Raw genomic sequence first — 23,259 nt, 5'->3', positions numbered from 1 at the left:
TGCATCGGTTTTTCTCACTGTAATGTGATCACGGCAATGATTGTCGAGCACCCTGGTTGTCGGTTGACAACCCTGGTGCATGTTCACATACTGGAGATCAACTGATGCCTCGCCACGCGCATTCCAAGAAAGAGATTGAGCAGGCTCTCAGATACGCAGAGGCGCAAGGCTGGAGAGTGGTAGCGGGTGGCGGCCATTGCTGGGGCAAAATCTACTGTCCTTACAACAGCGATGAGTGTCGGTGCGGTGAATTCTGCGTGGCAAGTATCTGGAGCACACCCAAGAATCCAGACACGTTTGCGCGTCAGATACGACGAATCGTCGACAACTGCGTTGTTCATCGTCGCAGCATTGATCACGCAGGGAGAGAGTCAAAGTGACGGAATATATCTTCACGCTCAGATACCAGTTAACCCACGATCAGGACATGGATGGTCTGCTGGAGCGTCTAGGCGCGTCGGGATGTGATGACGCTATTGTCGGAGTCGGCCAGCCAGGCCGGCTGGCGCTGGAGTTCGCACGCGAGGCGGGATCCGCTCAGGATGCAGTGCATAGCGCCCTTGCGGACGTGCAGCGAGCTGTCCCTCAAGCCCATCTTGTGGAAGTAACTCCCGACCTGGTTGGGTTAACCGATGTCGCGGAGGTTGTCGGCGTGTCGCGGCAGAACATGCGCAAACTCATGTTGGTGCACTATTTGAGTTTTCCTCCACCAGTCCACGAAGGAAACCCATCAATCTGGCACTTGGCCGAAGTCCTTTCCTGGATGCAGGCGCGGCAAACGTACTCTTTCGCTCAGGAAATCGTCGATGTAGCGAAAGTAGCGATGAGGCTCAACGTGGTCCGCGCTCATGAGCGAATTATGGTCAACGCGCCTAGCCATTTAATCAGCTGAACTAGCCACTGCGGGCAACTGACTTGCCCGGTGGTCTGCGCTCTGTAGAAAGAGCCCGTGGGCTTCCGGGCTTGCGGTCATAACGGCACAGGCCACCCCCACTGCAGCAATCATCACCAGCCGCCGTGGTGATCGCTGCGCCACAGGCGCGGGCGGATGGGCGGCGTGCTTGAGCGCTTCCAGGTCCTGCCACAGGTGTTCGAGCTGGCGATAGGCGCGGGCATGCTCTGGGTCGCGCAGCCACTGCTTGAACGCCTTGCGATTATGCCTTGATGAGTCATAGCGATTGCGCACCAGCCAGCCTGCGGCCTGAGCATCGATCGAGTCTGCCTCGAAATCGTCTAGCGGGTTCATCTGCCGGGTTCCTGCGCTCGTTACTGTTTACTGCTACCGTGCGCTCGCCGGTCAGCGCCGGCGGGCAAAGTCGGCGGGCACTTCGACTGCCAGGTCTGGGGCGCCGAGCGGATGACTGCTGGCGTCGAAGAAATGCAACGAGGTCTCGTGCATATCGCCGAAACGCTGCAGAAAGTGCTGCTTCTGGTTGATGATCGACGCCTCGCTCAATGGCCGAATGGCAATGCACAGATGAGCCGGGCGGGCCTGACGGATGGCATCGAGCAGGTGTTGATCCGTGCTGTCCAGATGCTGGCCGAACAGGCACAGGCCCTCTCGTTCGCTTGCCAGCTGGCCAAGGCCCCAGCTCAGGTAATCCGAACTGCGAATGGCACGCAGCTTGTGCTCGCTGCGGTCTTCGTTGATGAACAGCGGCACCTCGCCGGGAATATTTACGGCAAAGCCGTCAAGCAACTCACCGTTTTCGGCGCTGCGCTGGCGCGTGCTGCCGTCTGGCAGCTTGAGCAGGTGCAGGCCGCCGTGCAGGTGCAATACCCGGGTGCCCTCGGCGTGAGTGCGGCGGACATCGAAAAACCCTTCTTCGTCGAACAGCGCAGCAAATCCTTCGGGCGCCTGTCGTACTGCCCAAGGCACAAGCAGATCGTAGTTACTGGTGTAGACGCTGCGGTAGGCCCTGAGCGCCTGATTGATCGCACTCAGGTTGGCGCTGGGCAGCAGCGGCCACGGGATGTGCACCGAGCGGATCGCATGAATCAATGCTTCCTTGATCGAGTAATAGCGATTGAGCGGCGCAGTCGAATTGATCGCCAGCGCGGCGTTGGCCCGCACGGTAGTATTGAGCGTGCTCAGCAGCGGCTCGAACAGCTCGCTGGCCAAGGCTTTGAACAAGGCCTGGTCACTGACGCCCAGGCCTTTGTGACGTACCTTCTGTGCCTGCTCGAACAACGAAAAATAACCAAACGGCTTCCACAGTGCACGGCTGGCGCCGTTGCCCAGGAGCAGGGCCTGGCACGGCTGGCGTTGCTCGAGCTCGGGCCAGGAAGTCAGATGGGCGTCAACTGGGGGCATGCGGGGTCCGTGGTTTGGCAGGGAAACGCCGCGACTTTAGCATGCTCCGGCGATGTGCTGTATTCGCCCTGCGGCACCGTGCGCTGCGCAACTGTGAGGGTATTGCAGCTTCCCAGTGCACCGCCGGTTGCAGCAGTTAACGCTGCGTCACCGGCTAGGGCTGCTGCGCGGTGGCCTGACGTTCGCGGTTGCTCCACACGCGATAAGCACGAATACCGGCGCGCACTGAGCCAAACAGCAGCTTGTCTTCCATTTCCCGGGCCATGCCTGAGCGCACCAGCATGCGCAAAAACGTCCCACGTGCCCGCGCAATGGCGAAATGAATACCTTGCGCGGCGAGGGTGTCGCGTACTTCACGCAGAGCGGCGATACCGCTGACATCGATGCTGCTCACCGCTTCGGCATCGAACAGCACCGCGCGCGGCTGGCTGTCGCGTTGCACTGCCTCAAGCAGGCGCATCTTGAAGTAGTCGGCGTTGAAGAACAGGATCGCGTCATCGAAGCGATACACCACCAGGCCCGCTACCGTGCGCGCGTCGGGGTGTTGGCGCACGTCGACCTGGCCTTCGATCCCCGGTGCCCAGCCCAGCACGGCATCGGTGGGTTGATAGATGCTGTAGAGCAAGCGCAGGATGGCCAAGGTCACCGCGAAGATGATCCCGGGCAGCACGCCCAGACCAAGCACACCAATCGTGGTCAGCAGGCACAGCCAGAACTCGAAGCGGCTGAGCCGGTAGATCTTGCCCAGCGAACGCACATCGATCAGCCCCCAGCCGGCCATCAGCAGCACGGCGCCGAGCACCGCCTGCGGAATCCAGGCCATGGGCGCAGTGAAGAACAGCAAAATCAATGCAATCACCAGCGCGGCGATGATGCCTACCAGCTGGCTTTTGCCACCGACCATGTCGTTGACTGCCGTGCGCGAGTCGGCGCCGCTGATGGCAAAGCCTTGGGAGAACCCGGCAGCCAGATTGCTCACGCCCAAGGCAACGAACTCGTGATTGGCATTGATCGCATAGCCATGCCGCGCGGCGAAGCTGCGTGCCGTGAGCATGGCACTGCAAAAGCTCACGGTGGCGATCCCGAGGGCATCGCGCAGCAGGCTCTTGGTTTCTGCCAGAGAGCTCTGCGGCCAGGCCAGTTGGGGCATGCCGCCGGGCACCGGGCCGAGGATGGCGACGCCAAAATGGTCCAGGCCAAATACCCCTGCAATCAAGGTGAACAGCACTACGGTCACCAGCGCTGCCGGCAGGCGCGGGTAGCGCCGTGGCAACCCGATCAGCAGGCCCAACCCGGCCAGGCCAATCACCAGTGTCAGCCAGTGGATTTCACCCAGGCGCTGGGCGAAGTTGATCAGGCTGAGGATAAATCCGTCACCTTCGATCTTGAAGCCAACCACTTTGCTCAGCTGCCCGGCGATCAGGCTCAGGCCGATACCATTGAGGTAGCCGATCAGGATCGGTCGCGAGAAGAAACTGGCAATGAACCCTGCGCGCGCCACCCCGGCGGCAATCAACATGACCCCGACCAGCACGGTGACGATCACCGACAGCTCGGCAATGCGCTGTGGATCACCCAGCGCCAACGGCGCCACGGCCCCGGCGATCATGGCGCAGGTGGCGGCGTCGGGGCCGACCATCAACTGCCGAGAGCTTCCGATCAGGGCGTAGACGATCATCGGCAGCACACAGGCATACAACCCGTACTGCGGCGGCAGGCCGACGATCTGCGCATAGGCGATAGCGATCGGGATCTGGATCGCAGCGACCGACAAGCCAGCCTGTATGTCGGCGTGCAGCCAATCGCGGCGATAGTGCAGCAGGTTGGCCAGGCCCGGGAGCCAGCGGGAGAGAAACATGCGCAGTCCTTTGGAAATGTTTCACACAATGCACGAGCTTATCCGCCTGCTGCGTTCGGTGTGCAAGCTTTTTGCGCGCAGCGCGTTGCAGCCGCCAAGGGCCGGCGTGGTCTGCAGCAAATCGATGAAAGGGCAGAAACGAAAAAAGGAGCCGGGGCTCCTTTAGACAGGCGATGACATTGCGCAAATGTCATGCGGTGCAACGGTGCAACGGTGGACGAGGTGGAGCGGGTAGAGGGAATCGAACCCTCGTCGGAAGCTTGGGAAGCTACTGTTCTACCATTAAACTATACCCGCTTTACGCGTACATCCTTGCCAGCGAAGCGGCGTGCGCTTTGCAGCTCGACTTTGTACCAGAACCCTCTGGTGAATAAAAGCCCAGCCTTGAAATTTAGCTGTCCGGCGGCTTGTTGCGCGTGGCTTTGGCACGGGCAAAAGCACGCCGGCAGGCTCAGATCGCCAATGCATGCTGGCCCTGCACATAGTGACTGCGCGGGCGCGGCTCGCGTTGGCTCGGTTTGAGGAAACCAAGCATGGCGCTGCGTTGTGCATCGCTGGCGGTCTTGTGTTCCATGTCGAGGAAATGCCCGGCGCCGTTGATCACGCTGAAGTGGCTCTGGTCGACATGACGGCCAAACTGGCGGGCGTCATCGGCGGTGGTGTACTCATCGCGATCTCCGTTGATGAACAGCACCGGGATGGCAATGTTGGCCGCGCTCTTCAGTGCCCGCTCCAGGTCATGCTGCAGCACTTGATTGATGTGAAACAGCATCTGCGCATATTCGTGGCTGTCGAGGCTGCTGACGTGCCGGTAATTGAAGCGTTTGAACAGCGACGGCAGGTGCTTGCCGATGGTGTCGTTGACCAGGTTGCCGACCTGGTAGCGATCGCAGGCGGCGAGGTATTCGCAGCCGCGCTCGAGGTATTCGCGCATCGGTTCGTTGATCACCGGCGAGAACGAGCTGACGATGGCCTTCTTCACCGGTCGGGGCTGGTGCGCCAAGGCGAGCAGGGTGCAGGCGCCACCCCAGGAAAACGAAGCGACATGGTCGGCCTGGAAGTGCTCGATCAGCTCCAGCAGGATGTGTGCCTCGGTTTCTTTGGTCAGCAGCCGCTCGTGGTGATTATGCGGTTTGGACTTGCCGGCATAGGGCTGGTCATACAGCACCACATTGAATTGCGGGTGCAGGCTGCGCACTGTCTGGGCGAACGAAGCCGTGGTCGCCAGCGATCCATTGATCAGGATGATCGTCTTCTCGGCGCCGTCGGCGCGATGCAACTCCGTGTAAACCCGATACTGACCTTGGATATCAAGTACAGCGATTTCTGGCCTCATGTCATCGACTCCTGGCGCAAAAAGGGTATTCGCGTCACCTAGGGTGCACGTTCTTTATGACAGGTAGGCATACGCCTGAAGAGGTTGCAGAGCCCGGTGTCGATCCTTCGCACACGTGTCGACGCTGTTGTTGTAGGCGGGGCAATCTGCTGTGCCCCCAAGGTAGCGAGACCTGGGGTGGCCAGCAAAAAGGTGTCTTGGACTGCAGGTGTGACTGGTGAGTCACATGCGGACTGACGATTTCGATTCAAGCAGCCCGACGTCATTCCCGCAAGTGCCATTGAGCAATTGGTGAATAAAATCGCTCGGCGGTCTGCGCTGGAGCTGCTTGCTGTTTACAGAGCGATTTCGTCGGCTGTCAGTGGCCGGAATTCGCCAGGGGCCAGCGTGGGGTCGAGATGGATGCCGCCCATCGACTCGCGATGCAGGCCAACGACCTTGTTCTGGAAATAGCCAAACATGCGCTTCACCTGGTGATAGCGACCTTCGACAATCGCCAGCCTGGCCAGTCGAGGGCCGAGCACATCCAGCTGGGCGGGCAGGGTGGTGAGGTCTTCGAAGGCGAAGTAGAAGCCCTCGCTGAACTTGGCCGGGTAGTGCGCGCCGATCTCGTCTTCGGTTTCGACGCGATAGACCTTTGCCAGTTTTGTGCTTGGTTGCGTCAAGCGCCGTGACCACTGGCCGTCATTGGTCAGCAGGAGCAGCCCGGTGGTGTTGAAGTCCAGCCGCCCGGCAATATGCAGGTCAGCGCGCAGCTCGGCCGGGAGCAGGTCGAGCACGGTCCGGTGCTGCGGGTCATGAGTGGCGCTGACACAGCCGGCCGGCTTGTGCAGCATCAGGTAGCGCGCCGAGCGACCGACCTGATGCACCTGCTGATCGACCTCGACCCGGCTGAACTCGCGAACCTCGTGCAGTGGGTCCTTGCTGACCTGGCCATCCACGCGCACACGCTGCTGGGCCAGCAGCAGGCGCACCTGCTGGCGGTTGTAGCAGGGCAGATTGGCGAGGAAGCGATCAAGGCGCATGGCGGCAACAGCACAGGAATTGGCCGCGCAGTTTACCCAATTGGCGGCTGTTGCGCCGCTTTGAGCTGGTCGTCCACGGCTGCGCAGCGGGGGCACAGGCAGGCTTTGTTGCGCAGTTCGGCGGGCAGGGCGGCGAGTACCGCCGGGTCGATGCTGACGCTGAAGCACCAGCAGTTCTGCGTGGCGCTGCGTGGATCAGCCAGGCTGCAGCCGTTGCTTGCGCCGCAGGCGGGGCAGGATTGTGGGTCAGGCATGGACTGCTCCGGGCATCTCACTGCAGACTCGATTGCGTCCGCCCTGCTTGGCTCGATAAAGGGCATGGTCGGCACGGGTCAGCAAGCTGTGCAAACTGTCGTCGGGTTGCAGTGCACTGAGCCCGATGCTGGTGGTCAGGCGCAGCGGTTGGTCGTTGTAGCTGAAGATCAATTGCTCGGTGCGGCGGCGCACCTTCTCGGCGACATCGATGGCCTGGCGGCCCTCGGTCTCGCGCAGCAGCACGATAAACTCTTCACCGCCCCAGCGGCAAAGGATATCCGACTGGCGCAGGCTGCCTTGCAGTACGTTGGCAAACTGGCGCAGCACTTCATCGCCGGCCAGGTGACCATGGGTGTCATTGAGCAGCTTGAAGTGATCAAGGTCGATCAGCAGGGCAACCAGTGGCGCATTTTCGCGTTTGGCTTGCTGCAGTGCCTGCCCGGCCAAAAGGTCAAAGCTGCGGCGGTTGGGCAGGCCGGTCAGGCTGTCCAGCGTGGCCAGCGACTCGATGCTTTGCTGATGGCGCTTGACCATCGCATGCAGCAGCGACAACACCACCAGGGTGATCATGGCGCAGATCGCCAGGTTCAGGTACAGCGACTGGCGCACCCGGTCCAGCGCGCCGCTCTCACGTTTGTCGACCAACAGGTACCAGTCCAGTTCGGGGATGGGCCGCACGTTGAGAAAGTGGCTGTGGCCTGCCTCGTCCTGATATTCGTGGCTGCCAGGCGAGGGTACCGGCATGCGCGCCAGCAGCGTCTCGAACGCTTTGCTGTCGGCCAGTTGCTGGCCTGCGCGCAGGCCATGCATGCTGCCGTCCGAGCCGGTCAGGATGACTTTGCCGTTGGCATCGGTGAACAGCACGGCGCGCTGATAGCGTTGCTGATAAGCGTCGATCAATTTGACTACCGACTCGACACTCAGGCCGACCCCGGCTGCGCCGATGAAGCGCTGGTCATAATCGAGCACGCGGTAATTGATGAACACCGTGAGCTTGTCATGGTTGGCCATATCCAGATCGACGTTGATCTCGTACGGCGCCTGCGATTCGCGCACGCGGTAATACCAGGCATCGCGCCAGGCATCCGGCTTGACTTGCTTGAGTACGCCCTTGGCCTGGTAATAGGTACGGCTGCGCTCGGAGACGAAAAACGCGGTGCAGGTGTTCTGCTGGCTGAGGATTTCATCCAGATAGCGAGTGATCCGCTCTGGCTCCTGCTCGCCGGCCAGCACCCAGTCGCGCAGAAAGGTGTCCTGCGCGATCATCGATGAGATCAGCACCGGGCGGATCAGATCCTTCTGGATTTCCGAATAGACGGAATCTGAGGTCAGCGGCAGTTCGGTATTGACGATGCCATCACGGATTGCGCCACGCGAAGAAAAGTAGCCGAGCAGAGACGTGGCAAGAAAACCGCAGGCCAGCAGGATCAGCAGCGCGAGGATCAGCGAACGCTGCGAGAACAGGGCGGAACGTGACGGCATGATCTTCCCGTGATGTGTGCCAGTGGCGACATTCTAGAGAGCTGGCGGGAAAATAACTGCATGTTTTTCAGGGTTACCTGAGTTGTTGCAAATCTTTACACATATGGCACTGGATCGGCTGGCGAGTGTCTTAACCCATGTCGATATTCGTTTGCCGATCGACGCCCGCCAGCGCCGCTGTGCCGGGCACCCCAGCGGTCCAGGAGGCCGCCATGTCCTATCGAATCCCAATCATCGTCCTGCTCGCAATGTTGACCAGTGCCTGTACCCCTTATTACGCCGGTGGCGGGTATTCTCGCTCGCAGTACTACAGTGGCGAGCGTTACGGGTATCCCGGCTATCAGCGCTATGAGCGTGACTATTACGTGGTGCCGCAGCCCCGTTACTACTATCAGCCTGCACCGCGCTACTACCGCCCGGCACCGGCGCCGCACTATCGGCCGCAGCCGCATCCAGGGATGAACCAGCAGTGGTATGGCAATCCACGCAACGATTACGGTAATCGGCAGCGCTACGAATACCGTCGTGATCGAGAGCGGCATGATTACCGCAACGATAACCGCCGATCGCAGGAAGGGCGTTGGCATTCAAGGGGCCATGGTGACCGTGATCGCCGCCCGGATGGCGGGCGCGATGATCGCAATCGGCATCGCTGAGGTCCTGCCCTAAACTTGATCGGCCAGCGGATGGCGGCCCTCCCAGGCTTTGGCAAAGTGCGCCTCAACCACCGCCGCTGGCACCTGAGCCACATCAGGCCAGTGCCAGCGCGGCGTGTTGTCTTTTTCAATCAACCGCGCACGCACGCCCTCGCTGAATTCAGGATGCCGGCAGCAATTCAGGCTCATCGCATATTCCATCTGCAGCGCCTGCAACAGCGACATGTGCCGGGCTCGCTGCAATTGCTCCCACACTAGATGTGCGCTGAGCGGGCAACCGTCGTGCAGGCGCTGCCCTGCAGCCGCCAACAACGGGTCGCCGTGCTGGCGCAGGCTGGCGATCGCACGCCAGGCAGCAATAGGGTCGGCCACATCCAGCACCTCGTCGATCAACGCTCGCCGCGGCAGCCATTGGGCCTGTGGCAGGTCAGCAAGGGCGCGGTGCTGCTGGCACTTGAGCAGGCTGTTCAACTGCAAGACGGTCTGTTCCTGCCAGTTCAACTGCAGCAGTTCATCAATCAATGCCGTCTGCTGCTGCTCGCCAAGAAAACGATCCGCCAGACCCAGGTCCAGCGCATCACGGGCGTTGATCGGCGACCCTGTCAGGCCGAGAAACAACCCCAGCTTGCCTGGCAGACGGCTGAGGAACCAACTGGCGCCTACGTCCGGGTACAAGCCTATGCTGATCTCCGGCATGGCCAGCCGACTGCTCGGGGTCACGATGCGTACCCCAGCGCCCTGTAACAGGCCCATGCCGCCGCCCAGCACATGGCCATGACCCCAACACAGCAAAGGCTTGGGATAACAGTGCAGGGCATAGTCCAGGCGGTACTCGGCAGCGAAGAACTGTTTGGCCATTGCTGGCACCTGGCCCGGTTGTGCGCGGCATTGGTCGACCAGCGCGCGAACATCGCCACCCGCGCAAAACGCCTTGGCACCGCTGCCCCGCAAGAGCACGCAGACGACACCAGGATCCCTCGCCCACGCCTGGAGCAGCGCCTCGAGCTGCTCGATCATCGCCAGGCTCAACGCGTTGAGGGATTTCGCTGCATCCAGCGTGGCGATGCCGATTCGCGCACCGTCCACTCCGGTAAGTACTTCGCTGGTTACGGCCATGAACTACCTCGCACAGGTCATCGGCTCAGTATGGTCGGCTCTGCCGCAGGCTGCCGGTCGTCGGTCGGATCGATTGACAAGCTCGGGCAGCTTTCCTAGTGTCGCGCCCCTCAGTTTCAGGACCACACCGATGACCGACGACGACCGCATCAAGCTTGAGCCCAGTTGGAAGGAGGCGCTGCGCGCCGAGTTCGAACAGCCCTACATGCAGCAGCTGCGCGAGTTCCTGCGCCAGGAGTACGCCGCCGGCAAAGAGATTTATCCACCTGGCCCGCTGATCTTCAACGCCCTCAATAGCACGCCGCTGGACCAGGTCAAAGTGGTCATCCTCGGCCAGGACCCCTACCACGGCCCAGGTCAGGCGCATGGCCTGTGCTTCTCGGTACAGCCGGGCGTTCCGACACCGCCATCGCTGGTGAATATCTACAAAGAATTGCAGCGTGACCTGAACCTGCCGATTCCTGCCCATGGCTATCTGCAGAGCTGGGCAGAGCAAGGCGTGCTGCTGCTCAACACGACCATGACCGTGCAGCGGGGCAATGCCGCATCGCATGCCAAGAAAGGCTGGGAGTCGTTCACTGACCGGATCATCCAGCTGGTCAGCGAGCGGCAATCGAATGTGGTCTTTCTGCTGTGGGGCGCACATGCCCAGAGCAAGCAGAAGTTGATCGACGGCACCAAGCACCTGGTGCTCAAGTCGGTGCATCCGTCGCCGTTGTCGGCCTACCGGGGCTTTATCGGCTGCGGGCATTTCAGCCATGCCAACCGCTTTCTGCAGCAGCACGGCATGAAACCTGTGGAGTGGGCGCTGCCTCAGTGACTCTGTTGAGGGGCCGTGGTTGGGGGCGTGTGCTGCGCCCCCTTACTGGTTTTGATCCCGCGCATTCCACAGCCGAAACAATGGCTCTGCCAGAAACAGCACAAACAACAAACGCATTACCTGCATCGCTGTCACCAACGGTACCGACAACTGCAGGGTCTCCGCCGTAAGGCTCATCTCGGCGATCCCCCCAGGCATCATGCCCAACGTCAGTGAACGCAAGTCCAGCTGGCTCAGGTTGCTCAAACCCCACGCCGCAAGCGCTGCAATCACCATGCTCAAGGCGGTAGCCAGCAAGGTGCGGCCGAGAAACGACGGCGCGCGGCGGAAGAATGCCCGGTTGAAGTGACAGGCGAGGCCACTGCCGATCAACCACTGGCCCATCTGGCTGGCGCCCTCCGGCAGGGTGATCTGCAAATCAGCCGCCAGGCTTACCGTTGCCGCCACCAGCAATGGCCCGAACAACCATGGGTTGGGTTGGCGCAAGCGCTGCCAGCCATAACCTACCAACACCGCCAGCGGCGTGATCAACGCCAGCCAGCCCCAGCTGACACTGCTGGCATGGCTGACCGGCACGCCATCACCGAGCAGCAACTTGAACAGTGCCGGCACGCACAGCACCACCGCCAGCACACGCAGACTCTGCGCCGCGGCGACCTGGCTGAGCACCGCGCCATTGCGTGCGCCGAGGTTGACCATTTCGCCGGAACCGCCCGGCATACTGGCGAAAAAGGCGGTGGCGCGATCCTCACCGCTGCGCCGTAGCAGCCATACACTGATGACACTGGAAGCGGTGGTGAACAGCGCACCAAACAGAATCAAGCCGAAATGCCCGGACACTTGTTCGAGGATCGCCGGGGTGAAGTGCAGGCCGATACCGACGCCGATGATCCACTGGCCGCATTTACGTCCGTTGGGGATTTCCGGCAACTGCCAGGGGGTCAGGCAACGCACCAGGATGATCGCCAGCAACGAGCCGACCATCCACGGCAAAGGCCAGCCGACCTTGCTGGCGAGAAATCCGCCAGCAAGGCCGACCAGCCCGGTTGCCCAGAACAGCGGCAACGATCGATCAGGCATCCGCAACAGCCCGACGTTGCAGGCTGCGGCGGCGCCAGCTGCGCAGCAGCGGCAGGCACATCATGCAGATGGTCAGGCCCCATACGCTCATGCTGATCGGGCTCGAGTAGAGAATGCCCAGTTCACCGTTGGAGATGGACAAGGCGCGGCGCAGGTTCTGCTCCATCAGCCCGCCGAGGATGAACCCGAGCAGGATCGGCGACAGCGGGAAGTCCAGCTTGCGCAGGATGTAACCCATGATGCCGATACCGACCATCAGGAACAGGTCAAAGGTGGTCGCATGCACAGCGTACACGCCGATCGCGGTGATGATGGCGATTACCGGCACCAGCGCCCAGTTCGGCACGGCGAGGATGCGGGTGAAGATGCGGATCATCGGGATGTTGAGGATCACCAGCATGATGTTGGCGATGAACAACGAGGCGATCAGACCCCACACGATGTCGGGTTGCTGTTCGAACAGCATCGGCCCTGGGGTGATGTTGTACAGGGTCAGTGCACCGATCATTACCGCAGTGGTGCCAGAACCGGGTACGCCGAGGGTCAGCATTGGCACCAGTGCGCCACAGCAGGAAGCGCCGATGGCGGTTTCCGGTGCTGCCAGGCCACGTGCATCGCCTTTGCCGAACTTACCGCTGGTGCCAGCGATCTTCTTCTCGGTCATGTAGGCAACCGCGCTGGCCAGGGTGGCGCCGGCGCCGGGCAGTACGCCCATGATGAAGCCGAGCAGGCCGCAACGGATGTTCACCGCGAATACCGAAGCCGCTTCCTTGAAGTTGAACAGCATGCGCCCGGTGGCTTTTACCGCCTGGTGGCCATGATGGGTTTTCTCCAGCAGCAGGAGGATCTCGCTGATCGAGAACAGGCCCAGCACCAGCACCACGAACTGAATGCCGTCGGCCATGTGCACGCTGTCGCCGGTGAAGCGGTAAACGCCGCTGTTGGCATCGATACCGACTGCCGACAGGAACAGACCGATCAACGCCGCGATAAATGTCTTCAGTGGCTTGTCGCCGGCCATACCGCCCAGGCAGACAATGGCGAACACCATCAGCACGAAGTATTCAGCGGGTCCGAAGGCAATCGCCCACTTCGCCAGCAACGGCGCGAACAGGACCATGCCGCAGGTGGCGATGAAGGCACCGATGAACGAGCTCCACGCCGACAGCGACAGCGCGACCCCAGCCAGACCCTGGCGAGCCATTGGGTAACCGTCGAGGGTGGTCATCACGGTCGAGGCTTCGCCCGGGATGTTGAGCAGGATCGAGCTGATCCGGCCGCCGTATTCACAGCCCAGGTACACCGCGGCCAGCAGAATCAAGGCAGATTCAGGCGGCAGGCCGAGGGCAAAGGCGATCGGGATCAGCAACGCCACGCCGTTGATCGGGCCCAGGCCCGGCAGCAGGCCGACCACGGTGCCGATCAGGGTGCCGCACAGGGCGGTAACCAGGTTGTACGGGCTCAAGGCGACGCCGAAGCCCTGGCTGAGATAGCCTAAAGTATCCATCTGTCAGTTCTCCAGCACGTCAAGCAGGCCAAGGGGCAGGGGTACGTCCATCACGCGATCGAACAGCCAGTACAGCAGCACGCTCATCGCCACCACCACCACTGCGCTGTGCAGCCAGCGGCCGCCATACAGGCGCGCCATCGGCACGCCGATCAATACCGCACTGACGATGAAGCCCAGGCTTTCGAAGGTGGCGGCGAACAGGATCAACAGACCGGTACAGATCGCAATCTTGATCAGGGTCGGGCGATCCAGCGGCGGCTCGTCCTCTTTATGCACGATCGGCGTCGGCCGAATCGCCAGGTACAGCAAGGCCAGGCCCATCAGGCCAAGCATCAACAACGGGAAGGCGCGCGGGCCCACCGGTTCGTAGGAAAACGCGGCCTGGTAAGGCCAGGCCATCACTGCCAGGACGGCGCACACCGCCAGCAGGATCAGGGCAAAAATGCGTTGCAGGATCATGGGGAAATCCTCGAGAGGGCTGCCTTGCTGCAGTTTATTGCGCGAGCGGTTCTACCCGCGCAGGCATTGGTGATGACACCGACGCTTGCGCGGGCTGACCTGCTTCAACAGGTGCTGCAGCTGTACGTTGTTACTGAATCAGGCCGAATTCCCGGGCCAGGGTCTTGTAGTCGGCAACCTGTTTCTTGACGTAGGCGTCCAGCTCCGGCCCGGTCAGGGCGAACGGGAACAGCTCGCGCTGGTCACGCAGCTTGGCGAACTCCTCGGAGGTCAGCAGCTTGTCGAACGCGGCTTTCCACCAGGCGTAGTCTTCGTCGCTGACTTTTGGCCCGAGGTAGAAGCCACGTACCACTGGCCAGACGATGTCGTAGCCCTGTTCCTTGGCAGTTGGGATGTCCTTCATTTCCGGCTCATCGAGACGGTTCTCGGCGAATACGGCAAGGATGCGCATGTTGCCGCTCTGGATGTGCGGCATGGAGTCGGAGATATCGGTGGAGCCGACCTGAATGTGCCCGCCGAGCAGTGCAGTGGCGATTTCGCCGCCGCCTTCCAGGGCGACGTAGCGCAGGTCACGCGGGTTGATCCCGGCGGCCTTGGCGATCAGCGCGGTCTGCATCCAGTCCTGGCTGCCGACGGTGCCGCCGGAGCCGATCACCACTTTGCTCGGGTCTTTTTTCAGCGCAGCAACCAGGTCAGCCAGGTTTTTGTAAGGCGAGTCCTTGTTCACCGCGATCGCGCCATAGCTGGTGCCCACGGCCGCCAGCCACTTCACTGCGTTTTCATCGAAACGGCCGAACTTGCCTTGGGCCAGGTTCAGCAGCGAGCCACTGGACCAGGCCACCAGGGTGCCGGCATCGCCCGGGCGCTGGGCAACCACGGCGTTGTAGGCAACCGCACCAACGCCGCCAGGCATGTAGGTGACGCGCATCGGTTTACTGAGAATCTTCTCGTTGACCAGGGCGCTTTGCACCAGCTTGCAGGTCAGGTCGAAGCCGCCGCCGGGCGATGCTGGAGCGATACATTCAGGGCGTTTCGGTTCAGCAGCCAGGGCTTGACCGGCCAACAGCAGGCAACCGGTAGCGAGGACGAGGCGGCGCAGGGAAAAGGTCATCGTCTATCTCCGTAAATATTGTTGTTATGGGTTACCACAGGGCCACGCTGTAGCTCACCAGCAGCCGCACTTCGTCGGCGTCGCGGGCAAAATTCGAGCGGAAGGTGGCGTTACGCAGACGCACCGCGACGTTTTTCAACGGTCCGGTTTGTACTACGTATTTGAACTCGGTGTTGCGTTCCCACTCCTTGCCCTCGCTGCCATCGGCGCGGCTGACGTTGTCGCCACTGAGGTAGCGGGTCATGAAGGTCAGGCCGGGAATGCCCAGAGAGGCGAAGTTGTAGTCGTAACGCAGCTGCCAGGAGTGCTCGTCGGCACCGGCAAAGTCGTTGATCTGGACGAAGTTGACCAGATACGGGTCGGCGCCATCGACGTAGGGGAAGGCGCTGTCGCCCGAGACGTGCTGATAGGCGCCGCTGAGCTTGTGGCCATCGAGGGCGTAGCTGAGCATGCCGTTGGCGGTGGTGTTGTCGATCTTGCCGGCGCGGGCCTGGCCCTGATCGTCACTTATCGCCAGGCGCAGGTCGGCGCCAAAGGTGCCCGGGCCCCACGGCTGGGTCGCGACCATGCCAACGAAGTGCTGACGGTAGATGTCGTCAAGTTGGGCAACGTGATAGCTGCCGGTGATGCGGTCGGTGAATTTGTAGTCAAGGCCGGCCAGGTCATAGTTGTCGGCGGCGAAGGTTCCGCCGAAACGGCCGTTCTTGTTGTTGAGGGCTATGTCTTCCCAGTTGGTGTCGTTGCGGTCCTTGGCTTTTTCCAGACGTCCGGCGGTAACGGTCAGGTTGCTGATTTCGTTGGAGGTCAGCAAGCCACCCTCGAAGGTCTGCGGCAGAATCCGCCCATCGTTGGGCTGCAGGGTCGGCAGTTCAGGGATCAGCGAACCCACTTTGAGCTCGGTCTTGGAAATCTTCACCTTGCCGGTCAGACCGAGCTTGGAGTACTCGTCGGCAGCCTTGCCGTCATCATGGGTCGGCAACAGCCCGGTGCCGGTGCGGTCTTCGCTGGAGTCGAGCTTGATCCCGACCATGCCCAGTGCGTCCAGGCCAAAGCCGACAGTGCCTTCGGTGTACCCGGATTCGAAATTGAGCATGAAGCCCTGCGCCCACTCGTCACGTTTGGACTGCTGGCTGCTGGTGCCATCACGGAAATCACGGTTGAAGTACATGTTGCGGGTTTCGAAGGTGGCGCTGCTGTCTTCGAAGAAGGCCGCCTGGCTGACAGGTGCGATACCGGCGAGCGCAAGGGCGCTGGCAATGGCAGTGGGGCGTGGACGAATGGAACGGGTAGGCGCGAACGCCTGCGGCTGTGATGACAGCATCGTCGAGTGACTCCGTTTATTGTTTTTATTGGTCTGCACCTTGCTGGTGCTTATGAACGCTCGGGGCATTCTTGATCCGATGCTAGGCGGCCAACCTTTCGCTAACCTTTCAACATGAAAGGTTTGTCATATTGGGGCTTCACAGGGGTGCCGACGGCGGTACACTCCGCGCCAACTAACGCGCCCCCACTTCACCGAAGGGAGAAACCGATGCGAGTGCTGCTGGTTGAAGACCACCTGCAACTGGCCGAAAGCGTGGCTCAGGCGCTCAAGAGTCAGGGCCTGACTGTGGACGTGCTACACGACGGCATCGCCGCTGACCTGGCGCTGACCAGCGAGGAATACGCGGTGGCGGTGCTCGATGTCGGCCTGCCGCGGATGGACGGTTTTGAAGTGCTGGCGCGGCTGCGCGGCCGCGGCAAGACCTTGCCGGTGCTGATGCTGACTGCCCGCAGTGACGTCAAGGATCGTGTGCACGGGCTCAACCTGGGCGCCGACGATTACCTGGCCAAGCCGTTCGAGTTGACTGAGCTGGAGGCGCGGGTCAAGGCCCTGCTGCGGCGCAGTGTGCTTGGTGGCGAACGCCAGCAGCGCTGTGGTCCGCTGGTCTACGACCTCGACACCCGCCGTTTCAGCCTGGGTGACGAGCACCTGACCCTGACCTCGCGCGAGCAAAGTGTGCTGCAGGCAATGATTGCCCGGCCCGGACGAGTGATGAGCAAGGAGCAACTGGCGGCGCAGGTGTTTGGCCTCGACGAAGAAGCCAGCCCTGATGCCATCGAAATCTACGTGCACCGGCTGCGCAAGAAACTCGACGGCCATGCGGTTGCCATCGTCACGTTCCGCGGTCTTGGCTACCTGCTGGAGCACCGTGATGCGTGATGGCGCCAGCCTGCGCGGGCGGCTGCTGGGCAATCTTGCGCTGCTGCTGGTGGTACTGATGCTGGCCAGCGGCCTGAGCGCCTACTGGAACGGCCGCGAGGCCGCGGACACTGCCTATGACCGTACGCTGCTGGCGTCGGCGCGGACCATTGCTGCGGGCTTGTCCCAGCGCGATGGCACACTGAGTGCCGATGTGCCCTATGTGGCGCTGGACACCTTCGCCTACGACAGTGCCGGACGCATTTACTACCAGGTGTTGGACATCAACCAGCGCTTGATCTCGGGGTACGAAAAGCTCCCACCACCACCGCCCGGCACGCCTCGCACTGACGACTATCCGGCCTTGGCGCGTTTCTACAATGCCTCCTACCTTGGCCAGGATGTACGTGTGGTCAGCCTGCTCAAGGCGGTCAGCGAGCCGAACATGAACGGCATGGCCGAGATTCGCGTGGCCGAAACCGAAGAGGCGCGGGTGAGCATGGCCCGTGGGCTGATGGCCGATACCCTGTTGCGGCTGGGGATGCTGGCGCTGGCGGCGCTGGTCATGGTCTGGTTCGCGGTCAGTGCAGCGCTGCGCCCGCTCGAGCGCTTGCGCAGTGCGGTAGAGGAGCGCCAGCCGGACGACCTGCGCGCCTTGCCAACAGTACAGGTGCAGCATGAGCTGGGGCCATTGGTGCGTGCGCTCAATCACTTTACCGAGCGGCTGCGCGCACAGTTCGAGCGCCAGGCGCAGTTTATTGCCGATGCCGCGCATGAACTGCGTACGCCGCTGGCAGCGCTCAAGGCGCGGGTCGAGTTGGGCCTGCGTTCGCAGGACCCGCAGGAGTGGCGGCAGACCCTTGAGTCGGCTGCCCAAGGTACTGACCGGCTGACCCATTTGGCCAACCAGTTGCTGTCGTTGGCGCGCGTTGAAAACGGCGCGCGGGCGATTGCCGAGGGCGGGGCGCAGCGGCTTGATCTGAGCCAGCTGAGCCGGGAGTTGGGGATGGCCATGGCGCCGTTGGCGCATGCCCGTGGTGTGTTGTTGGCGCTGGAAGCTGAGTCGCCGGTCTGGCTCAAGGGCGAGCCGACTTTGCTCAACGAGCTGCTCAGCAACCTGATCGATAACGCGCTGGCGCACACGCCGGTTGGCGGCAATGTGATCTTGCGTGTGTTGGCGCCGGCGGTGCTCGAGGTCGAAGATGATGGCCCGGGCATTCCTGAAGCTGAGCGTGAGCGGGTGTTCGAGCGCTTTTACCGGCGTAGTGCTCAAGGCAGTGGGCTGGGGTTGGCGATTGTCGGGGAAATCTGTCGGGCGCATCTGGCCCAGATCAGTTTGCATGACGGCGAAAATGGAGGTTTGAAGGTCAGGGTCAGCTTTATTGCTGACCAGGGCTTGGATCGCGTGAACCTTTAGCCCTTTCCCGGCCACTAGCCCTCAGCGCAACATGCTTCGCGCTTCGAGCAGCTCTGCTACTTCCAGTTCCGTGCCCTGCGGCAGGCCGAGGTGCCGATAGGCGGGCAGTGCCGCCAGGGGCCGGCTGCGACCGCGCTGGCTCAGGCAGCGGGCGATTTGCACCACGTCGATGTAATCGACCTTGTCGGTGCGCCGATCCAGATCCTGGATTAGCCCAGGCAGCTTGACCAGTTGCTCGGGGAACTCCCAGTCACTGAGGATCTTGTCACCCAGGACCGGCTGGATCTGCTCGATCACATAGTTCAGGCAGACCGGGTCGGACAGCAACTCGTTGTGCTCTTCGGCATAGATCAGCACCGGCAGCGCGCCGATCTGATGGACAAGGCCACCGAGGGTCGCCTGATCGGGCTTGAGGTCAGTGTAGCGGCGACACAGCTCATAGCTGATGCCGGCAACTTCCAGGCTGGTGGCCCAGATATCGCGCAACTTTTGCTCCACCGCAGGCGAGCGGGCATGGAAGATCTGCTCGATTACCAGCCCGATCGACAGGTTGCAGCTGTAGTTGATGCCCAGCCGGGTAATCGCCGTGTGCAGATCGGTGACTTCGACGGCGGCGCGCAACAGGGGGCTGTTGACCACTTTGATCAAGCGCGCAGATAGCGCGGCATCGCGGCCGATCACCCTGCTCAGGGCCGAAACGCTGATCTCGCTGTTTTCAGCAGCCTCGCGGATGCTCAGTGCCACTTCCGGCAGGGTCGGCAGGACCAGGTCGTCATTGGCGATGGCAGTGAGTAATTGCGCCTGGACCATCTCGGCCAGTCTGTTCATGGAGATTCTCTACCGCAGTGTGGCAGCCCCGCACGGTGCGGGGCAGGCTGGTCAGCGCTGGATTTCCCGGTCGCGGTCCAGTTCGTAAGGCAGGCTCAGCAAGGTCAGGCGTGGGCCTTCGAGGCTGAGCAGGTGCAGGTTGTCATCTTCTACCGCGTCGGCGCTGATCACTGCGAGCAGTTCGCAGCCTTGTTCACAGGCAGCTGCCAGCACGACTTCGCCAACCGCAGAACCGTGGGTGGGCGAAAAGATCTGGCTGCCGGGCGCAGGTGCATCGGCAACGGCCAGAGCCAGCCGGTACTGACGGCGTTTGAGCTTGCCCAGGTACTGCATGCGCGCGACGATTTCCTGGCCGGTATAACAGCCTTTCTTGAAACTCACGCCGCCCACCGCCTGCAGATTGATCATCTGCGGAATGAACAGTTCACGGGTCTGCTCGAAAACCTGGCCAATGCCAGCGCGGATCTGCCCCAGTAGCCAGTCGTTGAGGCTGCCTTCGCTGAGCGTACCAGCGAGTTCCTGCTGCACGTTGTGGGCCTGTTCAGCCGGAACCCACAGTTCGACGCGGCCGGGGGAAACGCGGATAGCGATCAGGCCATTTTCACGGACCGTTGCGCCATCTTCAGCGGGCACATCCAGGCCAAGTGCGAGCAAGGCCTGCTCAGCGTGCTCCAGCCCAAAGCGGACCCAGCTGGCGCTTTCGTCGGTCAGCGTGGCCTTGGAAAATACCGCGTATTTTTTCAGGTCGGCCAGCTGTGCATCGATCAGGCCGCGGGCCATCGCCAGCAGCAAGCCGTTGCCCTCGGGCACGATACGGAAGCTCGACTGCATACGGCCTTTGACCATGCAGCGCGCGCCCAGGCTCGATTGCTCCTGGCTTAGGTAGTTGAGATTACAGGTCAGCTGGCCTTGCAGAAACTTGCCAGCGTCGGAGCCGCGAACGGCGAGGATGCCCTCGTGGGCAAGGGAGCAATAGAAAGCAGAGTCGGCCATGGGTCATCGCGGTTGCTTGAGACTGGTAGCCATCATAGAACGCTGGTAACAAAATAGGTAGGTGACTAGACCAACGCCTTGTGCCGCCGTGTGCCCGGCGCGGTATACTCGCCGCCCATTCGAGGAGGGTCCCATGGTCGAACAAACTGAAATCAACCGGCTTTTCTGGCACAGCCGCCGCGGCATGCTGGAGCTCGACGTGCTGCTGGTGCCCTTCACCCAGGAAGTCTACGCCACCCTGAACGAAGCGGACCGCGAGCTTTACGTGCGCTTGCTGGCTTGTGAAGACCAGGACATGTTCGGCTGGTTCATGGAGCGCAGCGAGTCTGAAGACCCTGAGCTGCAGCGCATGGTTCGGATCATTCTGGACCGTGTCCAGCCCAAGTGAGCAGTTCCAGTGCCGTTGGCAGGGCTCACGCCGACTGCTGACGGCCTATCTGGCGAGTCTGGCGCTGGCATTGCTGGCGCTTTGGCTGAGCGAGCCGCGCTGGTGGCTGCTGCCACTCGCCGCGGGCTGCCTTAGCCAGGCCTGCTGGGTCATTCCCCGGCGCATCCTGCTTACTCATCCTGACGCCATCACCGGCCTGCGCCGCGACAGCCAAGGCTGGCAGCTGTACAGCCGCAGCCAGGGCTGGCAGGCGGTGCGCCTGCTGCCGGACAGCATGGCTCTGCCGGGGCTGGTGGTATTGCGTTTCGTGCGAGCGGGGCGGCGCCTCAGCGAAAGTCAGTGCGTTTGTCCTGACGCGCTGGCGCTGGAGCAACACCGGCGCCTGCGCCTGCGCTTGAAGTTCAGTCGCAGGCGCTGGGCGCAGCCTTCTTGAGCCCGCTCAGAGCGGGCTGAGAATGGTATCGCGCGCTTCGGGCAGCATCGCCGGATAGTCCAGGGTGTAGTGCAGGCCGCGGCTTTCCTTGCGCTGCATCGCCGAGCGAATCATCAATTCGGCTACCTGGGCCAGATTGCGCAGCTCAATCAAATCGCGGCTGACCTTGTAGTTGCTGTAGAACTCGTCGATCTCATCCAGCAGCAGGCGTACACGGTGTTCAGCCCGTTGCAGGCGCTTGCTGGTGCGCACGATCCCGACGTAGTCCCACATGAAGCGCCGCAGTTCGTCCCAGTTGTGCGCAATGATCACGTCTTCGTCCGAATCGGTAACCTGGCTGGCATCCCAGCAAGGCAGAGCCTGCGGCATTTCGACCCGGTCCAGGCTCGCTTCGATGTCGGCAGCCGCCGAGCGGCCATAAACAAAGCACTCCAGCAGCGAGTTGCTGGCCATCCGGTTGGCGCCGTGCAAGCCGGTGAAGCTGGTCTCGCCAATGGCATACAAGCCGGGCACGTCGGTGTGACCGCGATCGTCGACCATCACCCCGCCGCAGGTGTAGTGCGCAGCCGGGACCACCGGAATCGGCTGGCGCGTGATGTCGATGCCGAAGGTCAGACAGCGCTCGTACACGGTCGGGAAGTGGCTTTTGATGAACTCGGCTGGCTTGTGGGTGATGTCCAGGTAGACGCAGTCCACCCCCAGGCGCTTCATTTCGTGGTCGATGGCGCGTGCAACGATATCCCGTGGTGCCAGTTCTTCGCGCGGGTCGAAGCGCGGCATGAAGCGCTCGCCATTGGGCAGGCGGAGCAGGGCGCCCTCGCCGCGCAGGGCCTCGGTGACCAGGAAGCTCTTGGCCTGCGGGTGGTACAGGCAGGTCGGGTGAAACTGGTTGAATTCAAGGTTGGCGACCCGGCAGCCCGCGCGCCAGGCCATGGCAATGCCGTCGCCGCAGGCGCCGTCGGGGTTGCTGGTATAGAGGTAGACCTTGGCTGCACCGCCGGTTGCCAGCACGGTGAAGCGTGCGCCGAAGGTATCCACCTCGCCGCTGTTGCGGTTCAGTACGTAGGCGCCGAGGCAGCGCTCGCCGTCCAGGCCAAGGCGGCGCTCGGTGATCAGGTCGACGGCGACGCGCTGCTCCAGCAGGGTGATGTTGGACCGTTGCCGGGCGCGCTGCAGCAGGGTGGTAAAGATCGCCGCACCGGTAGCGTCGGCCGCATGGATGATGCGCCGGTGGCTGTGGCCGCCTTCGCGGGTCAGGTGAAATTCGAAGCTGCGGTCATCACCCGGTGGGTGTTCGTCGCGAGTAAATGGCACGCCTTGTTCGATCAGCCACTCAATCGCTTCGCGACTATGCTCAACGGTAAACCGCACCGCTTCTTCCGAGCACAGTCCGCCGCCGGCATTGAGGGTGTCCTCGACATGCGACTGCACAGTGTCGGTGTCGTCAAGCACGGCGGCAACGCCGCCCTGGGCCCAAAAGGTCGAGCCATTGGCCAGGTCACCCTTGCTCAGCACAGCGATGCGCAGGTGATCCGGAAGGTTGAGTGCCAGGCTGAGGCCTGCGGCCCCACTGCCGATCACCAGGACATCGTATTGGAATTGTTTGCTCATGTCGGGGCACTAGTAATCTAGGGGAGGGGAACGGCACAATAGCGATGCGCAGATGGCATTGTGAAACTATCGTGAAAACGTTGCCGGGATGCCTTTATAGCAGCCCCGGGTGCCTGATTTCCAATGGCGCTTGTCACGCAACGGCGATCTTCCGGGAACTTTCCAGTCTGGCTGGAAATCCTATGAAGGCTGCCCATACGCCACGAATGCCAAGGCGACGCAGGGCAGTAGCTCGAAATGGGCTGATACCTGCGTAAATCAAGACCAGATCAATGACGCGGCCGGCCGTGACCGTACTGCGTCTTTTTCGTGCGAGCCGACCAGAGGCCGCAGGAAACTTGCTTGGAGGGGAGAACTTTTGCGCAAAGCCCGAGTCTATGTTTGC

25 protein-coding genes and 1 tRNA gene are annotated in these 23,259 nt (G+C 62.0%); 9 read left to right on the top strand and 17 right to left on the bottom strand.

All coding sequences use genetic code 11. From position 1 onward, the window contains the following. Positions 1 to 104 precede the first annotated feature (104 nt). Together ACIOAU_RS17320 and ACIOAU_RS17315 are read left to right on the top strand one after the other, a co-directional pair. The gene (locus tag ACIOAU_RS17320) at positions 105 to 380 is read left to right on the top strand and encodes a hypothetical protein (RefSeq protein WP_101321915.1); all 276 of its coding nucleotides are present in this window, start codon (positions 105 to 107) and stop codon (positions 378 to 380) included. Positions 381 to 427: 47 nt separating this feature from the next. Next, the gene (locus ACIOAU_RS17315) at positions 428 to 892 is read left to right on the top strand and encodes an AlpA family transcriptional regulator (protein ID WP_101323096.1); all 465 of its coding nucleotides are present in this window, start codon (positions 428 to 430) and stop codon (positions 890 to 892) included. Here the strand turns inward: ACIOAU_RS17315 and ACIOAU_RS17310 are convergent. From ACIOAU_RS17310 to ACIOAU_RS17300, 3 genes are all read right to left on the bottom strand, one after another. After that, positions 881 to 1,246, bottom strand: coding sequence for a DUF4880 domain-containing protein (locus tag ACIOAU_RS17310; protein WP_188036593.1), 366 nt, complete (start codon positions 1,244 to 1,246; stop codon positions 881 to 883). The two genes, ACIOAU_RS17315 and ACIOAU_RS17310, sit on opposite strands and share 12 nt — an antisense overlap. A gap of 51 nt (positions 1,247 to 1,297) precedes the next feature. Then, positions 1,298 to 2,314 carry a DUF4917 family protein gene (locus ACIOAU_RS17305; RefSeq protein ID WP_101321913.1) on the bottom strand — a complete coding sequence of 339 codons (1,017 nt, stop codon included), beginning with the start codon at positions 2,312 to 2,314 and terminating at the stop codon, positions 1,298 to 1,300. Between the two features lie 154 nt (positions 2,315 to 2,468). Beyond that, on the bottom strand, positions 2,469 to 4,172 hold the full coding sequence (locus ACIOAU_RS17300) for a SulP family inorganic anion transporter (protein WP_401183552.1): 1,704 nt from the start codon (positions 4,170 to 4,172) through the stop codon (positions 2,469 to 2,471). Here ACIOAU_RS17300 and ACIOAU_RS17295 point away from each other — a divergent pair. Continuing rightward, on the top strand, positions 4,171 to 4,338 hold the full coding sequence (locus ACIOAU_RS17295; protein WP_401183549.1) for a hypothetical protein: 168 nt from the start codon (positions 4,171 to 4,173) through the stop codon (positions 4,336 to 4,338). The genes ACIOAU_RS17300 and ACIOAU_RS17295 overlap by 2 nt on opposite strands. 57 nt (positions 4,339 to 4,395) lie before the next feature. On the opposite strand, the gene ACIOAU_RS17290 is transcribed toward ACIOAU_RS17295, so the two are convergent. The 5 genes from ACIOAU_RS17290 to ACIOAU_RS17270 form a co-directional block, all read right to left on the bottom strand. Continuing rightward, positions 4,396 to 4,469, bottom strand: a tRNA-Gly gene (locus ACIOAU_RS17290). 154 nt (positions 4,470 to 4,623) lie between these two features. Then, the gene (locus ACIOAU_RS17285; protein ID WP_150570596.1) at positions 4,624 to 5,508 is read right to left on the bottom strand and encodes an alpha/beta fold hydrolase; all 885 of its coding nucleotides are present in this window, start codon (positions 5,506 to 5,508) and stop codon (positions 4,624 to 4,626) included. Positions 5,509 to 5,843: 335 nt separating this feature from the next. Then, positions 5,844 to 6,533 (bottom strand): pseudouridine synthase, encoded by a 690-nt coding sequence (locus ACIOAU_RS17280; RefSeq protein WP_150572206.1) that lies wholly within the window; start codon positions 6,531 to 6,533, stop codon positions 5,844 to 5,846. A 32-nt stretch (positions 6,534 to 6,565) separates the two neighbouring features. Then, positions 6,566 to 6,787 (bottom strand): cysteine-rich CWC family protein, encoded by a 222-nt coding sequence (locus ACIOAU_RS17275; protein ID WP_101321909.1) that lies wholly within the window; start codon positions 6,785 to 6,787, stop codon positions 6,566 to 6,568. Then, positions 6,780 to 8,270 carry a diguanylate cyclase gene (locus ACIOAU_RS17270; RefSeq protein ID WP_401183544.1) on the bottom strand — a complete coding sequence of 497 codons (1,491 nt, stop codon included), beginning with the start codon at positions 8,268 to 8,270 and terminating at the stop codon, positions 6,780 to 6,782. The genes ACIOAU_RS17275 and ACIOAU_RS17270 overlap by 8 nt, the downstream gene beginning before the upstream one ends. 212 nt (positions 8,271 to 8,482) lie before the next feature. Between ACIOAU_RS17270 and ACIOAU_RS17265 the strand changes: the two genes are divergently transcribed. Continuing rightward, positions 8,483 to 8,926 (top strand): hypothetical protein, encoded by a 444-nt coding sequence (locus ACIOAU_RS17265; RefSeq protein ID WP_181107702.1) that lies wholly within the window; start codon positions 8,483 to 8,485, stop codon positions 8,924 to 8,926. Positions 8,927 to 8,935: 9 nt separating this feature from the next. On the opposite strand, the gene ACIOAU_RS17260 is transcribed toward ACIOAU_RS17265, so the two are convergent. Then, positions 8,936 to 10,042 (bottom strand): enoyl-CoA hydratase/isomerase family protein, encoded by a 1,107-nt coding sequence (locus ACIOAU_RS17260; RefSeq protein ID WP_150572208.1) that lies wholly within the window; start codon positions 10,040 to 10,042, stop codon positions 8,936 to 8,938. Between the two features lie 130 nt (positions 10,043 to 10,172). Here ACIOAU_RS17260 and ung point away from each other — a divergent pair, with 130 nt between their 5' ends. Then, entirely contained in the window at positions 10,173 to 10,862 is a 690-nt protein-coding gene (gene ung, locus ACIOAU_RS17255) for a uracil-DNA glycosylase (protein WP_101321905.1), read from the top strand. 42 nt (positions 10,863 to 10,904) lie between these two features. On the opposite strand, the gene ACIOAU_RS17250 is transcribed toward ung, so the two are convergent. The 5 genes from ACIOAU_RS17250 to ACIOAU_RS17230 all read right to left on the bottom strand — a co-directional run bounded on the left by ACIOAU_RS17250 (position 10,905) and on the right by ACIOAU_RS17230 (position 16,343). Continuing rightward, entirely contained in the window at positions 10,905 to 11,942 is a 1,038-nt protein-coding gene (locus ACIOAU_RS17250; RefSeq protein ID WP_101321904.1) for an AbrB family transcriptional regulator, read from the bottom strand. Continuing rightward, positions 11,935 to 13,449, bottom strand: coding sequence for a tripartite tricarboxylate transporter permease (locus tag ACIOAU_RS17245; protein ID WP_101321903.1), 1,515 nt, complete (start codon positions 13,447 to 13,449; stop codon positions 11,935 to 11,937). The genes ACIOAU_RS17250 and ACIOAU_RS17245 overlap by 8 nt, the downstream gene beginning before the upstream one ends. 3 nt (positions 13,450 to 13,452) lie before the next feature. Next, positions 13,453 to 13,911: a tripartite tricarboxylate transporter TctB family protein gene (locus ACIOAU_RS17240; protein WP_101321902.1), complete on the bottom strand. Its 459-nt coding sequence runs from the start codon at positions 13,909 to 13,911 to the stop codon at positions 13,453 to 13,455. Between the two features lie 130 nt (positions 13,912 to 14,041). Next, complete coding sequence (locus ACIOAU_RS17235; protein WP_150570590.1) at positions 14,042 to 15,022, bottom strand: tripartite tricarboxylate transporter substrate binding protein; 981 nt, start codon at positions 15,020 to 15,022, stop codon at positions 14,042 to 14,044. A gap of 31 nt (positions 15,023 to 15,053) precedes the next feature. After that, positions 15,054 to 16,343, bottom strand: coding sequence for an OprD family porin (locus tag ACIOAU_RS17230; protein ID WP_101321900.1), 1,290 nt, complete (start codon positions 16,341 to 16,343; stop codon positions 15,054 to 15,056). Between the two features lie 210 nt (positions 16,344 to 16,553). Here ACIOAU_RS17230 and ACIOAU_RS17225 point away from each other — a divergent pair, with 210 nt between their 5' ends. Continuing rightward, a complete protein-coding gene (locus ACIOAU_RS17225; RefSeq protein ID WP_101321899.1) occupies positions 16,554 to 17,225 on the top strand; it encodes a response regulator in 672 nt (223 codons plus the stop codon). Then, positions 17,218 to 18,621 carry a sensor histidine kinase gene (locus ACIOAU_RS17220; protein ID WP_188036584.1) on the top strand — a complete coding sequence of 468 codons (1,404 nt, stop codon included), beginning with the start codon at positions 17,218 to 17,220 and terminating at the stop codon, positions 18,619 to 18,621. Before ACIOAU_RS17225 ends, ACIOAU_RS17220 begins: the two co-directional genes overlap by 8 nt. A gap of 21 nt (positions 18,622 to 18,642) precedes the next feature. On the opposite strand, the gene ACIOAU_RS17215 is transcribed toward ACIOAU_RS17220, so the two are convergent. Next, on the bottom strand, positions 18,643 to 19,449 hold the full coding sequence (locus ACIOAU_RS17215; RefSeq protein ID WP_220632471.1) for an HDOD domain-containing protein: 807 nt from the start codon (positions 19,447 to 19,449) through the stop codon (positions 18,643 to 18,645). A gap of 51 nt (positions 19,450 to 19,500) precedes the next feature. Next, the gene (locus tag ACIOAU_RS17210) at positions 19,501 to 20,442 is read right to left on the bottom strand and encodes a YgfZ/GcvT domain-containing protein (protein ID WP_401183537.1); all 942 of its coding nucleotides are present in this window, start codon (positions 20,440 to 20,442) and stop codon (positions 19,501 to 19,503) included. 133 nt (positions 20,443 to 20,575) lie between these two features. On the opposite strand from ACIOAU_RS17210, the gene ACIOAU_RS17205 reads away from it, so the two are divergent. Then, the gene (locus ACIOAU_RS17205) at positions 20,576 to 20,830 is read left to right on the top strand and encodes a succinate dehydrogenase assembly factor 2 (protein WP_101321895.1); all 255 of its coding nucleotides are present in this window, start codon (positions 20,576 to 20,578) and stop codon (positions 20,828 to 20,830) included. Beyond that, the gene (locus ACIOAU_RS17200; protein ID WP_401183534.1) at positions 20,814 to 21,263 is read left to right on the top strand and encodes a protein YgfX; all 450 of its coding nucleotides are present in this window, start codon (positions 20,814 to 20,816) and stop codon (positions 21,261 to 21,263) included. The genes ACIOAU_RS17205 and ACIOAU_RS17200 overlap by 17 nt, the downstream gene beginning before the upstream one ends. A gap of 6 nt (positions 21,264 to 21,269) precedes the next feature. On the opposite strand, the gene nadB is transcribed toward ACIOAU_RS17200, so the two are convergent. Further along, positions 21,270 to 22,874 (bottom strand): L-aspartate oxidase, encoded by a 1,605-nt coding sequence (gene nadB, locus ACIOAU_RS17195; protein ID WP_220632468.1) that lies wholly within the window; start codon positions 22,872 to 22,874, stop codon positions 21,270 to 21,272. Between the last annotated feature and the right edge of the window lie 385 nt (positions 22,875 to 23,259).

This window comes from Pseudomonas sp. NPDC088322, from assembly GCF_044740745.1.
GTDB lineage: Bacteria > Pseudomonadota > Gammaproteobacteria > Pseudomonadales > Pseudomonadaceae > Aquipseudomonas > Aquipseudomonas shirazensis.
This window is presented reverse-complemented; position numbering and strand designations above follow the sequence as displayed.

Excerpts from the sequence above, each read along its gene's own strand:
- ACIOAU_RS17305 (WP_101321913.1), bottom strand. The coding sequence starts at position 2,314 with ATGCCCCCAGTTGACGCCCATCTGACTTCCTGGCCCGAGCTCGAGCAA.
- ung (WP_101321905.1), top strand. The coding sequence starts at position 10,173 with ATGACCGACGACGACCGCATCAAGCTTGAGCCCAGTTGGAAGGAGGCG.
- ACIOAU_RS17300 (WP_401183552.1), bottom strand. The coding sequence starts at position 4,172 with ATGTTTCTCTCCCGCTGGCTCCCGGGCCTGGCCAACCTGCTGCACTAT.
- ACIOAU_RS17265 (WP_181107702.1), top strand. The coding sequence starts at position 8,483 with ATGTCCTATCGAATCCCAATCATCGTCCTGCTCGCAATGTTGACCAGT.
- ACIOAU_RS17245 (WP_101321903.1), bottom strand. The coding sequence starts at position 13,449 with ATGGATACTTTAGGCTATCTCAGCCAGGGCTTCGGCGTCGCCTTGAGC.
- ACIOAU_RS17310 (WP_188036593.1), bottom strand. The coding sequence starts at position 1,246 with ATGAACCCGCTAGACGATTTCGAGGCAGACTCGATCGATGCTCAGGCC.
- ACIOAU_RS17285 (WP_150570596.1), bottom strand. The coding sequence starts at position 5,508 with ATGAGGCCAGAAATCGCTGTACTTGATATCCAAGGTCAGTATCGGGTT.
- ACIOAU_RS17205 (WP_101321895.1), top strand. The coding sequence starts at position 20,576 with ATGGTCGAACAAACTGAAATCAACCGGCTTTTCTGGCACAGCCGCCGC.
- ACIOAU_RS17225 (WP_101321899.1), top strand. The coding sequence starts at position 16,554 with ATGCGAGTGCTGCTGGTTGAAGACCACCTGCAACTGGCCGAAAGCGTG.
- ACIOAU_RS17270 (WP_401183544.1), bottom strand. The coding sequence starts at position 8,270 with ATGCCGTCACGTTCCGCCCTGTTCTCGCAGCGTTCGCTGATCCTCGCG.
- ACIOAU_RS17215 (WP_220632471.1), bottom strand. The coding sequence starts at position 19,449 with ATGAACAGACTGGCCGAGATGGTCCAGGCGCAATTACTCACTGCCATC.
- ACIOAU_RS17240 (WP_101321902.1), bottom strand. The coding sequence starts at position 13,911 with ATGATCCTGCAACGCATTTTTGCCCTGATCCTGCTGGCGGTGTGCGCC.
- ACIOAU_RS17210 (WP_401183537.1), bottom strand. The coding sequence starts at position 20,442 with ATGGCCGACTCTGCTTTCTATTGCTCCCTTGCCCACGAGGGCATCCTC.
- ACIOAU_RS17250 (WP_101321904.1), bottom strand. The coding sequence starts at position 11,942 with ATGCCTGATCGATCGTTGCCGCTGTTCTGGGCAACCGGGCTGGTCGGC.
- nadB (WP_220632468.1), bottom strand. The coding sequence starts at position 22,874 with ATGAGCAAACAATTCCAATACGATGTCCTGGTGATCGGCAGTGGGGCC.
- ACIOAU_RS17230 (WP_101321900.1), bottom strand. The coding sequence starts at position 16,343 with ATGCTGTCATCACAGCCGCAGGCGTTCGCGCCTACCCGTTCCATTCGT.
- ACIOAU_RS17275 (WP_101321909.1), bottom strand. The coding sequence starts at position 6,787 with ATGCCTGACCCACAATCCTGCCCCGCCTGCGGCGCAAGCAACGGCTGC.
- ACIOAU_RS17280 (WP_150572206.1), bottom strand. The coding sequence starts at position 6,533 with ATGCGCCTTGATCGCTTCCTCGCCAATCTGCCCTGCTACAACCGCCAG.
- ACIOAU_RS17220 (WP_188036584.1), top strand. The coding sequence starts at position 17,218 with ATGCGTGATGGCGCCAGCCTGCGCGGGCGGCTGCTGGGCAATCTTGCG.
- ACIOAU_RS17260 (WP_150572208.1), bottom strand. The coding sequence starts at position 10,042 with ATGGCCGTAACCAGCGAAGTACTTACCGGAGTGGACGGTGCGCGAATC.
- ACIOAU_RS17315 (WP_101323096.1), top strand. The coding sequence starts at position 428 with ATGGATGGTCTGCTGGAGCGTCTAGGCGCGTCGGGATGTGATGACGCT.
- ACIOAU_RS17320 (WP_101321915.1), top strand. The coding sequence starts at position 105 with ATGCCTCGCCACGCGCATTCCAAGAAAGAGATTGAGCAGGCTCTCAGA.
- ACIOAU_RS17295 (WP_401183549.1), top strand. The coding sequence starts at position 4,171 with ATGCGCAGTCCTTTGGAAATGTTTCACACAATGCACGAGCTTATCCGC.
- ACIOAU_RS17235 (WP_150570590.1), bottom strand. The coding sequence starts at position 15,022 with ATGACCTTTTCCCTGCGCCGCCTCGTCCTCGCTACCGGTTGCCTGCTG.